Origin of the sequence: Pseudomonas sp. FGI182 (assembly GCF_000511325.1) — a bacterium.
GTDB classification, from domain to species: domain Bacteria; phylum Pseudomonadota; class Gammaproteobacteria; order Pseudomonadales; family Pseudomonadaceae; genus Aquipseudomonas; species Aquipseudomonas putida_Z.
Window position 1 is genome coordinate 4,509,330 of record NZ_CP007012.1, and the last position, 13,067, is coordinate 4,522,396.

The 13,067-nt window shown below is 64.5% G+C and carries 9 protein-coding genes; 3 read left to right on the forward strand and 6 right to left on the reverse strand.

The window, feature by feature from the left end; all coding sequences use genetic code 11:
• Positions 1–221: 221 nt before the first annotated feature.
• From C163_RS19845 to C163_RS19860, 4 genes are all read right to left on the reverse strand, one after another.
• Complete coding sequence (locus tag C163_RS19845; RefSeq protein WP_025340279.1) at positions 222–1,544, reverse strand: dicarboxylate/amino acid:cation symporter; 1,323 nt, start codon at positions 1,542–1,544, stop codon at positions 222–224.
• A 411-nt stretch (positions 1,545–1,955) separates the two neighbouring features.
• Positions 1,956–3,302 carry an ATP-binding protein gene (locus C163_RS19850; RefSeq protein ID WP_025340280.1) on the reverse strand — a complete coding sequence of 449 codons (1,347 nt, stop codon included), beginning with the start codon at positions 3,300–3,302 and terminating at the stop codon, positions 1,956–1,958.
• Positions 3,299–3,976 carry a response regulator gene (locus C163_RS19855; RefSeq protein WP_025340281.1) on the reverse strand — a complete coding sequence of 226 codons (678 nt, stop codon included), beginning with the start codon at positions 3,974–3,976 and terminating at the stop codon, positions 3,299–3,301. Before C163_RS19855 ends, C163_RS19850 begins: the two co-directional genes overlap by 4 nt.
• A 150-nt stretch (positions 3,977–4,126) precedes the next feature.
• Positions 4,127–4,732 (reverse strand): outer membrane beta-barrel protein, encoded by a 606-nt coding sequence (locus C163_RS19860; protein WP_013973837.1) that lies wholly within the window; start codon positions 4,730–4,732, stop codon positions 4,127–4,129.
• 129 nt (positions 4,733–4,861) lie between these two features.
• Here C163_RS19860 and C163_RS19865 point away from each other — a divergent pair, with 129 nt between their 5' ends.
• The gene (locus tag C163_RS19865) at positions 4,862–5,653 is read left to right on the forward strand and encodes a dienelactone hydrolase family protein (protein WP_025340282.1); all 792 of its coding nucleotides are present in this window, start codon (positions 4,862–4,864) and stop codon (positions 5,651–5,653) included.
• A gap of 159 nt (positions 5,654–5,812) precedes the next feature.
• Positions 5,813–6,514 carry a 4'-phosphopantetheinyl transferase gene (locus C163_RS19870; protein WP_025340283.1) on the forward strand — a complete coding sequence of 234 codons (702 nt, stop codon included), beginning with the start codon at positions 5,813–5,815 and terminating at the stop codon, positions 6,512–6,514.
• A gap of 3 nt (positions 6,515–6,517) precedes the next feature.
• On the opposite strand, the gene C163_RS19875 is transcribed toward C163_RS19870, so the two are convergent.
• Both C163_RS19875 and C163_RS19880 read right to left on the reverse strand, forming a co-directional pair.
• Positions 6,518–8,125: an ATP-binding protein gene (locus tag C163_RS19875; RefSeq protein WP_025340284.1), complete on the reverse strand. Its 1,608-nt coding sequence runs from the start codon at positions 8,123–8,125 to the stop codon at positions 6,518–6,520.
• The gene (locus C163_RS19880) at positions 8,122–8,820 is read right to left on the reverse strand and encodes a response regulator transcription factor (RefSeq protein ID WP_025340285.1); all 699 of its coding nucleotides are present in this window, start codon (positions 8,818–8,820) and stop codon (positions 8,122–8,124) included. The genes C163_RS19875 and C163_RS19880 overlap by 4 nt, the downstream gene beginning before the upstream one ends.
• A gap of 829 nt (positions 8,821–9,649) precedes the next feature.
• Here C163_RS19880 and C163_RS19890 point away from each other — a divergent pair.
• Positions 9,650–12,529 (forward strand): ribonucleoside-diphosphate reductase subunit alpha, encoded by a 2,880-nt coding sequence (locus C163_RS19890; protein WP_025340287.1) that lies wholly within the window; start codon positions 9,650–9,652, stop codon positions 12,527–12,529.
• The last annotated feature ends 538 nt before the right edge of the window (positions 12,530–13,067 follow it).

A 13,067-nucleotide genomic window follows, 5' to 3' on the forward strand; every position in this document is an offset into this window, starting at 1 on the left:
CGCGGTCTTCGCGCCTGTACGCGGTCCCTTGTAGGAGCGGCCTTGTGTCGCGAAAGGGGCGCGTAGCGGCCCCAGGATCTCGGCCATCCTGCAAGGTTGCCGGGGCTGCTACGCAGCCCTTTCGCGACACAAGGCCGCTCCTACAGAGGACCGCGCACAGGTATGAAGGCACATGAAAAAGGCGACCCTGAGGTCGCCTTTTTCTTTTCACCATCCCGCGATCAGCGAGCCGGGCCTTCAGCCACGCCCAGGTCGTCGGTCGGACGGGTATCGACCAGCGGCGCACCACCGGAGGCCAGCTCCGATGCCAGCTTGTCGTTATCCATTTCCTTCACCCACTTGGCCACGACCACGGTGGCAACGGCGTTGCCAACCAGGTTGGTCAGGGCGCGGGCTTCGGACATGAAGCGGTCGATGCCGAGGATCAGCGCCAGGCCGGCAACCGGCAGGTGGCCAACGGCCGACAGGGTGGCGGCCAGGACGATGAAGCCCGAACCGGTAACGCCGGCAGCACCCTTGGAGGCCACCAGCAGCACCAGCAGCAAGGTGATCTGGTGCGTGATGTCCATGGTGGTGTCGGTGGCCTGGGCGATGAACACCGCAGCCATGGTCAGGTAGATCGAGGTGCCATCGAGGTTGAACGAGTAACCGGTCGGGATGACCAGGCCAACCACCGACTTCTTCGCACCCAGGCGCTCCATCTTGGCCAGCATGCGTGGCAGGGCCGACTCCGAGGAGGAAGTACCCAGCACGATCAGCAGTTCTTCACGGATGTAGCGGATCAGCTTGAGGACACTGAAACCGTGGGCGCGGCAGATACCGCCCAGCACCACCAGCACGAACAGCAGGCAGGTGATGTAGAAGCAGGCCATCAGGTAGCCCAGTTGCACCAGCGAGCCAACGCCGTACTGGCCGATGGTGAAGGCCATTGCACCGAAGGCACCGACCGGGGCCAGTTTCATGATCATGTTGATGATGTTGAACATGACATGGGCGAAGCGGTCGATCATGTCCAGCACCGGCTTGCCGTAGCTGCCCAGGCGGTGCAAGGCGAAGCCGAACAGCACGGAGAACATCAGCACTTGCAGGATGTCGCCGTTGGCGAAGGCGCCGACCACGGTGTTGGGGATGACGTTGAGCAGGAAGCCGACAGTGGTCTGCTGCGCGCCGGCGGCGGCGTAGGCAGCCACGCTGCTGGCGTTCAGGGTGCTGACGTCGATGTGCATGCCAGCGCCCGGCTTGACCACGTTGACGACGACGAGGCCGATGATCAGGGCGATGGTGGAGACGATTTCAAAGTACAGCAGCGCGTAGCCGCCGGTCTTGCCGACCGACTTCATGCTCTGCATGCCGGCGATGCCGCTGACCACGGTACAGAAGATGATCGGGGCGATGACCATCTTGATCAGTTTGACGAAGCCGTCACCCAAGGGTTTGAGGGCGACGCCGGTCTCTGGGTAGTAGTGGCCGAGCAGGATGCCGATGGTGATGGCGACCAACACCTGGACATACAGGGATTTGTACAGCGGCTGACGTGTCGTCATGGCTAATTTTCCTCAAGTGTGCCGGTTCACCCTTCCCAGGGCGATGGGGCACCTGAATCGCTAACCCTCCTGCACCTGGAGGGATTTGTCGTTGTGTTCGAGCTGCCTGGGCAGGCCTCTGCGAGGATCAATAGCAAGGGTGGTGCCAAAATGCCCATCAAAGGTGCAAAGGCTGTATTTGCGAGGGATAAACGCCCAACGACGGGGCGGTTTGCCTGAGGAAGGCTGGCGGATTTCCGCCCGGTGGCGGGATTTGTACAGGGGCATTGGCGGGAATCCGCCCATTGTGGTTTGCCTGTGCCGGCCTCTTCGCGGGTAAACCCGCTCCCACAGGTACTGCACAGGGCTCGAGTGCAGTGCGCCCCCTGTGGGAGCGGGTTTACCCGCGAAGAGGCCGGCCAACCCAGTAAATCACTCGAGGTTGAAGGTAACCCTGAACGCCGCGCCCCCCAGAGGAGAATCCCCCAGGCTCAGCTCGGCGTCATAGCTGTCGACGATATCCTTGACCACCGCCAGCCCGATCCCCTGCCCCGGGTGCTGGCTGTCCAGCCGCTCCCCACGCTCCAGAATCCGCTCGCGCTGGTCCGCCGGCACCCCCGGCCCGTCGTCCTCGATGCACAAGGTCAACTGCCCAGGCGCCTGCTCCAGGCTCACGCGCACCTGGCCCAGGCTCAGGCGGTAGGCGTTCTCCAGCAGGTTGCCCAGCAGCTCCAGCAACGCGCCCTGCTCCATCGGCACCTGCGCCGCATCGGGCAGTTGCAGCGTCACATCCACCCGCTTGTCCCGGTACACCTTGGCCAAGGTGCTGCACAGGCTTTCGAGCAACGGCCGCAGCAACACGCTGTGGCGTACCAGGCCGCTCTTGCGCAGGCTGGCGCGTTGCAGCTGGTAGTCGATCTGCTGGCTCATGCGCTCGATCTGGCTCTGCAGCACGCGCGCCTGCTCGCGCTCGCCGCTACGCTGCTGCAGGCTTTCGCCCACCCCCTGCAACACCGCCAGCGGCGTCTTCAGGCTGTGCGCCAGGTCATCGAGCGAATCACGGTAGCGCTGACGCTGCTCGCGCTCGCTGCGCAACAGGCGGTTCAGCGAGCCGGTCAGGCGCAGCAGCTCCCGTGGGTGTTCGCGGCTCAGGCCATCCCGCACGCCCGACTCCACATCGTCCAGCTCGCGGCTGAGCCGGCGCAACGAACGCAGGCCCCAGGTCAGGCCGGCCCACAGCAGCACCAGCAGCGCCAGCAAGGCCGCGCCAAAACCCAGGTAGAGCTTTTCGCGCAGGCCATCGAGGGTGTGCTGGTATTCGCGCACCGGTTGCAGGGCAACGATGCTGTAGGCGGCGCTCTGGCCACCCAGCAGCTTGATCTCGACGTCATAGACGAAGAACTCTTCGCCATTGGCCTGGCGAATGCGGGCGAATTCGTTGCCTCGGCCGTCGTAGCGCGGGCGGTAGTTGACGTTCTGCGCGGCGGTTGCCCGCGACTGCCAGACCAGCTTGCCGTCGCGGTCGAAGATATAGCCGAGCAGGCCGGTGTACGGCAGGTTGTAACGCTCGTCCGGCAGCAGCGTAGGCATCTGCAGTTGGCCGTGCTCGATGCGCGCAGCGGAAATCAGCGTGGTCACATCCGAGGCCAGGCGTTGTTCGATCGACTCCTGCAGGGCCAGGCTGAAGGCCTTCTGCAAGGCCGGCAGCAGCGCCAGCATGAACAGCAGCGCCAGCACCGCGGCCGCCAGCATCAGGCGCACCCGCAGCGAACGGATCATCGGCAGCGCTCGGTGAACAGGTAGCCCAGGCCGCGCACGGTGTCGATCGGTTTGAAGCCGTGCTCGCCCTCGAGCTTGCGCCGCAGGCGGCCGACCAGCACTTCGATGACATTGGGGTCGCGTTCCTCGTCACCCGGGTACAGCTGCTCCATCAGGCGGTCCTTGGCCACCACCTGCTGGTGATGGCGCATGAGGTATTCGAGGATGCGGTATTCGTAAGCGGTCAGGGCCAGGGGCTGCTCGTCCAGCGTCGCCTGCTTGCGGTTGAGGTCGAGCACCAGCGGGCCGGCGGCAATGGTCGACTGTGTGAAGCCGCTGGAGCGGCGCAGCAGGGCGTTCAGGCGTGCCTCGAGTTCTTCGAACTGGAACGGCTTGACCAGGTAGTCGTCGGCACCGGCGGCCAGGCCCTCGACCTTGTCCTGCCAGTTGCCGCGGGCGGTAAGGATGAGAATGGGGAAGGTCTTGTCCTGGCTGCGCAGGCGCGTGATCAGCTCCAGCCCGCTGATGCCGGGCAGGCCCAGGTCGATGATGGCAAGGTCGAAATGGTATTGCCCGGCCTGGTACAGCGCCTCCTCGGCATCGGCGACCGCCTCGACCACATGGCCGCTCTCGCCCAGGCGGGTGTAGAGGTGATGGCGAAGCAGGGCTTCGTCCTCGACCACCAGCAGTTTCATGTGCAGCTCCTTGATATGTATTGCCTGTACCGGCCCTTTCGCGGGTAAACCCGCTCCCACAGGTACTGCACAGGTTTGAAGAACTGCGCGATCCCTGTGGGAGCGGGTTTACCCGCGAAGAGGCCGGTACAGGATAACCCGGCTCGCCCGTCAGAACTTGTAGCTTGCAGCCAGGTAGGTCTGCGCGCTGCTGGTCAGGCGCAGGGTGCCGTCCTTCGGCCCGCCGTGCGCACCCACTTCGGTGGCGGCGTTGGTACGCAGGTAACGGTAGCCCAGTTCAACCGAAGCCTTGTCGGTGATGTCCTGGATCACGCCGGCCTGCAGGCCATACGCGTAACCGTAGTCGGTATCCCGGCTGGCACCCGGCGAGTCCTGGGTCAGCTTGGTCACGCCCAGGCTGCCGCCGCCGAACAGCTTGGTGGTATCACCCACCGGCAGGAACAGGTCGTAGCTGCCCAGCAGGTTTTCCTGGCGCAGCTTCAGGCCGCTGTGGTCGCCCGAGACATTGTCGTAAGTCATGTAGTAGCGGCCCTGGTCATTGATTTTGCCCACGCGCACGCCCCAGGTGTCGTCCTTGCCGATGATGCCGTCGGCGTTGAGGTGGTCGGTGTTGCGCTGCAGCAGGCCGGACTTGCGAACCTTGTCGCTGGTCTGGCCGTAGGTCAGGCTGGCGAAGTTGTCGTCAGCGGCCTGGGCAGTGGTGATGCCAGCGGCGCAGACGGCCATGGCGGCAAGCAGGGTGTTGAAGGTTTTCATGGCTGGATACTCCAGTTGAGTGCGCTGTTTCGGTCTGGAAGCTAGAGTAAGCAGGGCACCCTGAACCGCGACTGAACCCTGGCTGAACCTCGGCTGAACGAACCGTTTGCAGAACAAGGAGTAGTGACCATGCGCGCCCTGCTGGCCTTGACCCTGATGTGCAGCGCCGCCCTCGCCCAAGCGGCGGTACAAACCCGCGAGATCCCCTACCAGGACGCCGACGGCAACCGCCTGGTCGGCTACTACGCCTATGACGACGCCATCGAAGGCAAGCGCCCCGGCATCGTCGTGGTGCATGAGTGGTGGGGGCTGAACGACTACGTCAAGCGCCGCGCCCGCGAGCTTGCGGCGCTGGGCTACAACGCGCTGGCCATCGACATGTATGGCGACGGCAAGCAAACCGAACACCCTGACGACGCCAAGGCGTTCATGACAGCGGCGACGAAAGACCCCAAGGCCGCGGAGCGGCGCTTCGATGCCGGCCTGGAGCTGCTCAAGCTGCAGCCCAATACCAACAAGCACCAGTTGGGGGCAGTGGGTTACTGCTTTGGCGGCAAGGTGGCGCTGGATGCCGCGCGGCGAGGGGAAAAGCTCGATGGCGTGGTGAGCTTCCACGCCCCGCTGGGCACGCAGACACCGGCCAGGCCGGGCGTGGTGCGGGCCGATATCCTGGTGGAGCATGGTGCGGCGGACACCCTGGTGCCCGAGCAGCAGGTGGAAGCGTTCAAGGCGGAAATGGATGCAGCCAAGGTCAACTACCAGTTCGTCAGTATTCCCGGGGCCAAGCACGGGTTCAGCAACCCGGATTCGGACCGCATGGGGCACGGTGAACATGGCGGGCCGGATATTGCTTACAGCAAGGCGGCGGATGCCAGTTCCTGGGCGGATATGCAGGCGTTCTTCAAGAAGGTGTTCAAGTAAGGAGTGCCGGGGCCGCTTTGCGGCCCATCGCGACACAAGGCCGCTCCTACAGGTACCGCGTCGCTTTGTGTAGGAGCGGCCTTGTGTCGCGATGGGCTGCAAAGCAGCCCCAGCTATTCCACCTCCCACACCACCGCTGCGGCTGGCACAATATCCCCCATGAACACACTCCCCGCCTGCTGCGCCCCGCTCCAGCACCACTGGCCCCTGCCCCGCCCACTACCCGGCGCGGTGCTGGTCAGTTGCTACTTCGACCCCGCCCGCCTGGCACCCGACGACTTCCAGCGCGCCGGCGTCGTGCCAGGCGCCAGCCTGCAGCGCTCGGTGGCCAAGCGTCAGGCCGAGTACCTGGCCGGCCGGGTATGTGCCCGCGCCGCGCTGCAGCACCTGGACGGCCGTGACTACGTGCCCGGTACCCACGAGGACCGTTCGCCCATCTGGCCCGCCGGCATCCACGGCTCGATCACCCACGGCAAAGGCTGGGCGGCCGCCGTGGTTGCTGCCGAGGGCAGTTGCCAGGGCCTGGGCCTGGATCAGGAAGCACTGCTGGATGACCAGCGTGCCGAGCGGCTGATGGGTGAAATCCTCACCCCGCCCGAACTCGAGCGCCTGGACCGCCGCCAGCTCGGCCTTGCCGTCACCCTGACCTTCTCGCTGAAGGAAAGCCTGTTCAAGACGCTCTACCCGCTGACCCGCCAGCGCTTCTACTTCGAGCACGCCGAAGTGCTGGACTGGTCCGCCGAAGGCCTGGCCCGCCTGCGCCTGCTCACCGACCTGTCGCCGCAGTGGCGGCATGGCGCCGAACTGCAGGGCCAGTTCTGCCTGCAGGACGGCCACCTGCTCAGCCTGGTCAGCGTCTGACCGTCACGACGGTGCCTGCTGCCGTGGCCAGTTCAGGCTGAAGCAGGCACCGCCCAGCGCGGCGCTGCGCCCCACCGTGGCCCGCCCCGCGTGCCAGTAGATGATCCGCCGCACGATAGACAGGCCCAAGCCATGCCCGCCCGAGGCGCGGGTACGGCTGTCGTCGAGGCGGGTGAACGGTGTGAAGATACGGTCCCAGACGCCCTCGGGGATGCCCGGGCCGTCATCCTCCACGTCGATGCGGCAGCGTTGCTGCCCCAACTGGTAGCTCAGGCGCACCTCGGCCTCTGCGTGGCGCATGGCGTTACCCACCAGGTTCTGCAGGGCCCGGTGCAGGTAGCGCGGTTCGGCTTCGACCCAGGCGCCTTCGCCATCCGCGCCCTGGCACTCACCGCGCACCACCCGTACCTCGGCACGCAGCGGCGCAAGCTCTTCGATCACCCGGTCGAGCAAGGCGTCCAGGTCTACCCGCTCGAACTTCAGCGCCGGTGCGCCCTGCTCCAGGCGGGCGTAGGTGAGCATCTCGTCGACCAACTTGTCGAGGTCCTGGATATCGCCGTCCATGCCCGCCAGGTGCTTGGCCCGGGCCTGCTCGGTGGTGGCACTTTCGATCATCTCCAGGCCAAAGCGCAGGCGTGCCACCGGCGTGCGCAGCTCGTGGGAAACCGCCCGCACCAGCTCGCGCTGCATGGTCAGCGAGCGCTGCAGGTGCTCGGCCATGCCGTTGAAGGCCGCGGCGAGGCGCCCCACCGAGTCGGCGTCGCCGGCCGGCACACGGGTGTCCAGGCTGCCCTGGGCAATGCGCGTGGCGGCAATCTCCAGGCCCGACACGCGCCGCTCCAGTTGGCGCACCAGCAGGTAGACCACCAGGCCGATCAGGCACAGGCCAAGAAAGGTGATCAGGACCAGCAACTGCGGCGGATACGGGTTGAGCTGGTACAGCGGGCCGATTTCCAGCACCCAGGGCGAACCCGCCAGCCCTGCGAACACGCGGATCGAGTCACCATCCTTGCCCAGGGCCATGACCGTGTCGCCCTCCTCGACCCGGCGCCGCTGGTCATCGTCCAGGCTCACCCGCTCGATGCGCTGCAGGGCCACGCCAAAGCCGAAGCCCTTTTCTTGCTTGATCTGTGCCAGGCGCTGCTGCTGTTCGGTCACCGGGTAGCGCACCAGTTCGTCGGCCAACAGATAGAGGGTGGCCCGCGCCAGTTGCTCGCTGATCTGTTTGATCTGCGCTACCAGCATCAGGTCTTCCTGGCCGACCTTGCGCAGCACCTGGGCCGCATGCGGGCCGGTCTTCTCGACCACCACCAGGCCACGGTACAGGCGCGCCCGCTGGCCGCCATCGAGTGTGCGCGCGGTCATCGGTTGCAGCGCCAGCGGCACGCCGAGCAGGCGCTCCCAGATCAGCAGCGAGCGCTTGCGTTCGGTGTCGTTCTGCAGCGCCAGGTTGTCGGCCATCAGGCTGAAGGTACCCTGGGCCAGGCCCTCGCGGTGCTGGGCGGCACGCACTTCGTTGACCAGGTGCAGGCTGAGCACCCCGAGCAGGGCCACCAGCACCAGCACGGCCAGCATGCCGCCATAGATGCGCAGGAAGATCGAGTTGTTCATGGGGCCTCGCCGACGAACAGGTAGCCCTTGCTGCGCAGGGTCTTGATCAGCCTCGGCTGGAGCGGGTCGTCGCCGATCTTGGGGCGGATTTTGGAGATGCGTATGTCGATGGAGCGGTCCTGGCCGTCATAGCCGACGCCACGTAGCGCGGTGAAGATCTGCTCGCGCGTCAGCACCCGCCCGGCGTTGCTGGCCAGCAGCCAGAGCAGGTCGAATTCGGCGCCGGTCAGCTCGATCAGCTGTTCCCCCAGACGCGCCTCGCGCAGGCGATTGTCGATGCGCAGTGCGCCGAAGGCCAGGTCCTGGCGCTTGCTGTCAGGTGCTTCGCTGCGGCGCAGCAGGGCCTGAATGCGTGCCAGCAGCAGGCGTGGGCGTACGGGTTTGCAGACGTAGTCGTCGGCCCCCAGGTCCAGGCCCTGGACCTGGTCGAGTTCATCGCTGCGGGCGGTCAGCATGAGGATCGGGCCGGGGTACTGGCTGCGCACCCGGCGGCAGATGCTCAGGCCGTCCTCGCCGGGCAGCATCAGGTCGAGAATGACCAGGTCGGGCTGGCTGTCGACGATGCGCCGCGCGGCGCGCGCGCCATCGCCCTCGACGCTGACTTCGTAGCCGTTGGCCTGCAGGTACTCGGCGGTGAGCTCGGCCAGGCGCTGGTCGTCTTCGACGATGAGGATGCGGGGTGCGGGGTGGTCCATGGCTTGTGCCTTTGTTTGTTGTTTTTCTATGGCCTGTGCCGGCCCCTTCGCGGGTGAACCCGCTCCCACAGGGATCGAGCCGCTTTCGAACCCTGTGCAGTACCTGTGGGAGCGGGCGTGCCCGCGAAGGGGCCGGTGCAGGCAACATAACCCTTTAACCAAAAAGCAACATCCCCTCGGAATACTACGGCTGCCATCCGGTACTGCCAACCTGCCAGCAGCCCCTCGACTGAACCGTTTTTTGTGATAGGGTTCGCGCCCGAAAAATTCTGCCCCGGGGCAGCAAGGCGCAGAAAAATACTGCAAACCACTTGGCACAAGGCCTACAGCGAATACCCACCATTCACTCACAAAGTACGCACAAGTTATCCACAGGCGCTCGCCTTGCAAAGCCCCCGATACCGCATTATCTTGTATCCCGATCGCAGCGAACCACTAGATATAGGGGTTCGTGCAAAATCACACACAAAAGTCAACCCGCAAAATCAAGCGATTTTTTCGGGTGAACTTCAAGTGATTCCAGCAGCCAAACCGCTCCTGCGGAGGCGACCGAGGCAAGCCCTTCCAGGGCCTTGTTCGGGTATGGGTGTTACAGGCCAGGCCTGGCATCCATCAGCAACAGTTTTTGGGCCCGGCCCAGAACCTTTGACTTCGGCCAGGGAGCGGCGAACCAATTGCCCTTATTCCTGAGTCTGTCCCGAAGTTGGTACGCCCGCGCGGGCGGATGCGCACGCATTGCCCATCCCCGCCGGGCCATCGAGCAAGTGGACGGAACGGTGGGCGCCCAAAAGGCGCCTGAACAATATAGAAACTGTGGAGACACCCACCCATGCAAACCGACACAACTCGCGAGAACCCGCAGGCCAAGGTGCCGCAGGCCGCCGATTCCAACCAGGATCTGGCCGCCACCGCTCCCGGCCAACTGCGTGTGATCAAGCGTAACGGCACTGTCGTCCCCTACACCGACGACAAGATCACCGTGGCCATCACCAAGGCGTTCCTCGCAGTTGAAGGCGGCACCGCCGCCGCTTCGTCGCGCATCCACGACACCGTCGCGCGCCTGACCGAGCAGGTCACCGCCACGTTCAAGCGTCGCATGCCATCGGGTGGCACCATCCACATCGAAGAGATCCAGGACCAGGTCGAACTGGCCCTGATGCGCGCCGGCGAGCAGAAAGTCGCCCGTGACTACGTGATCTACCGCGAGCAGCGCGCCAAGGAGCGTGCCACCCGCGTCAACACCGAGTCCGTGGTCGAGCCGCACCCAAGCATCCGCATCACCCTGGCCGACGGCAGCCTGGCGCCGCTCGACATGGCCCGCCTGAACACCATCATCAGCGAAGCCTGCGAAGGCCTGGCCGAAGTCGATGGCGACCTGATCCAGCGCGACACCCTGAAGAACCTGTACGACGGCGTGGCCATCAAGGACGTCAACACCGCCCTGGTGATGACCGCCCGTACCCTGGTCGAGCGCGAGCCGAACTACTCGTTCGTTACCGCCCGCCTGCTGATGGACACCCTGCGCGCCGAAGGCCTGGGCTTCCTGAACGTGGCCGAGAGCGCCACCCACCACGAAATGGCCGACCTGTACGCCAAGGCCCTGCCGGCCTACATCGACAAAGGCGTCGAGTTCGAGCTGCTGGACCCGGCCCTGAAAGGCTACGACCTGGACCGCCTGGGCAAGGCCATCGACCACGAGCGTGACCAGCAATTCACCTACCTGGGCCTGCAGACCCTGTACGACCGCTACTTCATCCACAAGGATGGCGTGCGCTTCGAGCTGCCACAGGTGTTCTTCATGCGTGTGGCCATGGGCCTGGCGCTGGAAGAGAAAGACAAAGAAGCCCGTGCCATCGAGTTCTACAACCTGTTGTCGTCCTTCGACTACATGGCCTCGACCCCGACCCTGTTCAACGCCGGCACCCTGCGCCCGCAGCTGTCCAGCTGCTACCTGACCACTGTGCCGGACGACCTGTCGGGCATCTACCACGCAATCCACGACAACGCCATGCTGTCGAAATTCGCCGGTGGCCTGGGCAACGACTGGACCCCTGTGCGTGCACTGGGCTCCTACATCAAGGGCACCAACGGCAAGTCGCAGGGCGTGGTTCCGTTCCTGAAAGTGGTCAACGACACCGCCGTTGCCGTCAACCAGGGTGGCAAGCGCAAGGGCGCCGTGTGTGCCTACCTGGAAACCTGGCACCTGGACATCGAAGAATTCATCGAGCTGCGCAAGAACACCGGTGATGACCGTCGTCGTACCCACGACATGAACACCGCCAACTGGATCCCTGACCTGTTCATGAAGCGTGTCTTCGATGACGGCAAGTGGACCCTGTTCTCGCCTTCGGAAGTGCCAGACCTGCACGACCTGACCGGCAAGGCCTTCGAAGAGCGCTACGAGTACTACGAAGCCCTGACCGAGTACAACAAGATCAAGGTGTTCAAGACCATCCAGGCCAAAGACCTGTGGCGCAAGATGCTGTCGATGCTGTTCGAGACCGGCCACCCGTGGCTGACCTTCAAGGACCCGTGCAACCTGCGTTCGCCGCAGCAGCACGTGGGCGTGGTCCACAGCTCGAACCTGTGCACCGAGATCACCCTGAACACCAACAAGGACGAGATCGCGGTCTGCAACCTGGGCTCGATCAACCTGCCGAACCACATCGTCGACGGCAAGCTGGACACCGCCAAGCTGCAACGCACCGTGAACACCGCCGTGCGCATGCTCGACAACGTGATCGACATCAACTACTACTCGGTGCCGCAAGCGCGTAACTCGAACTTCAAGCACCGCCCGGTCGGCCTGGGCATCATGGGCTTCCAGGATGCGCTGTACCTGCAGCACATTCCGTACGGCTCCGATGCTGCCGTCGAGTTCGCCGACAAGTCGATGGAAGCGGTCAGCTTCTACGCCATCCAGGCGTCCTGCGACCTGGCCGACGAGCGCGGTGCGTACGAGACCTTCCAGGGTTCGCTGTGGTCCAAGGGCATCCTGCCGCTGGATTCGCAACAGATCCTGATCGAGGCCCGTGGCGCCAAGTACATCGACGTCAACCTGGAAGAGTCCCTGGACTGGGCCCCGGTGCGCGAGCGCGTCAAGAAAGGTATCCGTAACTCGAACATCATGGCCATCGCGCCGACCGCGACCATCGCCAACATCACCGGCGTGTCGCAGTCCATCGAGCCGACCTACCAGAACCTGTACGTGAAATCGAACCTGTCGGGCGAGTTCACCGTGATCAACCCGTACCTGGTCCGCGACCTGAAGGCCCGTGGCCTGTGGGACTCGGTAATGATCAACGACCTCAAGTACTACGACGGTTCGGTGCAGCAGATCGAGCGTATCCCGCAAGAGCTGAAGGACCTGTATGCCACCGCGTTCGAAGTCGAGACCAAGTGGATCGTCGATGCCGCCTCGCGTCGCCAGAAGTGGATCGACCAGGCCCAGTCGCTGAACCTGTACATCGCCGGCGCCTCGGGCAAGAAGCTGGACGTGACCTACCGCATGGCCTGGTACCGTGGTCTGAAGACCACCTACTACCTCCGTGCCCTGGCCGCGACCAGCACCGAGAAGTCGACCATCAACACCGGCAAGCTCAACGCCGTTTCCAGCGGTGGCGACAGCGCCCCGGTCCAGGCAGCCGGCCCTGCGCCAGTGCCGAAGGCCTGCGCGATCGACGAGCCTGACTGCGAAGCCTGCCAGTAAGGCCTGAGTGCCGCGCGGGGTGCCCACGGGCGCCCCGCGCGGCATTTTTGTATCCGCCCTGCGCTGAAACCGGCCGCGTCACTTCGGTCGAAGAAGCACGCAGGCATTTCAAGACACGCATTGCCGAAACGTTGCATACAACTCGGTAGCTGCGGATTGACCCGGTTCCTGTAGGAGCGGCCTTGTGTCGCGATGGGCCGCAAAGCGGCCCCGGCGATGTATGTGGCGAAGCTGCAATATTGGGGGCGCTTTCGCACCCCATCGCGACACAAGGCCGCTCCTACAAAGATCGCGCCAACACCACATCCTGTGCTTAAAAAATAAATAACCACAACATATAGTGCCTTTCGCGTTTTACCGCTACACTTCCCCCCTGTATCTGATGACACACGCTTCGTGAACGGACGCACGCCAAAACGGTCGAAAAAGTTACCCTCGCCCGCCAGACACGCACCCCGATCGAAGGCGAATTCCGGTATACTGCGCCCCCTCTGAAAAGGGCACCTTTCAATTGTCCTGGCCCCTCCGAGAGGCCTGG

Excerpts from the sequence above, each read along its gene's own strand:
- C163_RS19870 (WP_025340283.1), top strand. The coding sequence starts at position 5,813 with ATGAACACACTCCCCGCCTGCTGCGCCCCGCTCCAGCACCACTGGCCC.
- C163_RS19890 (WP_025340287.1), top strand. The coding sequence starts at position 9,650 with ATGCAAACCGACACAACTCGCGAGAACCCGCAGGCCAAGGTGCCGCAG.
- C163_RS19855 (WP_025340281.1), bottom strand. The coding sequence starts at position 3,976 with ATGAAACTGCTGGTGGTCGAGGACGAAGCCCTGCTTCGCCATCACCTC.
- C163_RS19845 (WP_025340279.1), bottom strand. The coding sequence starts at position 1,544 with ATGACGACACGTCAGCCGCTGTACAAATCCCTGTATGTCCAGGTGTTG.
- C163_RS19865 (WP_025340282.1), top strand. The coding sequence starts at position 4,862 with ATGCGCGCCCTGCTGGCCTTGACCCTGATGTGCAGCGCCGCCCTCGCC.
- C163_RS19875 (WP_025340284.1), bottom strand. The coding sequence starts at position 8,125 with ATGAACAACTCGATCTTCCTGCGCATCTATGGCGGCATGCTGGCCGTG.
- C163_RS19880 (WP_025340285.1), bottom strand. The coding sequence starts at position 8,820 with ATGGACCACCCCGCACCCCGCATCCTCATCGTCGAAGACGACCAGCGC.
- C163_RS19860 (WP_013973837.1), bottom strand. The coding sequence starts at position 4,732 with ATGAAAACCTTCAACACCCTGCTTGCCGCCATGGCCGTCTGCGCCGCT.
- C163_RS19850 (WP_025340280.1), bottom strand. The coding sequence starts at position 3,302 with ATGATCCGTTCGCTGCGGGTGCGCCTGATGCTGGCGGCCGCGGTGCTG.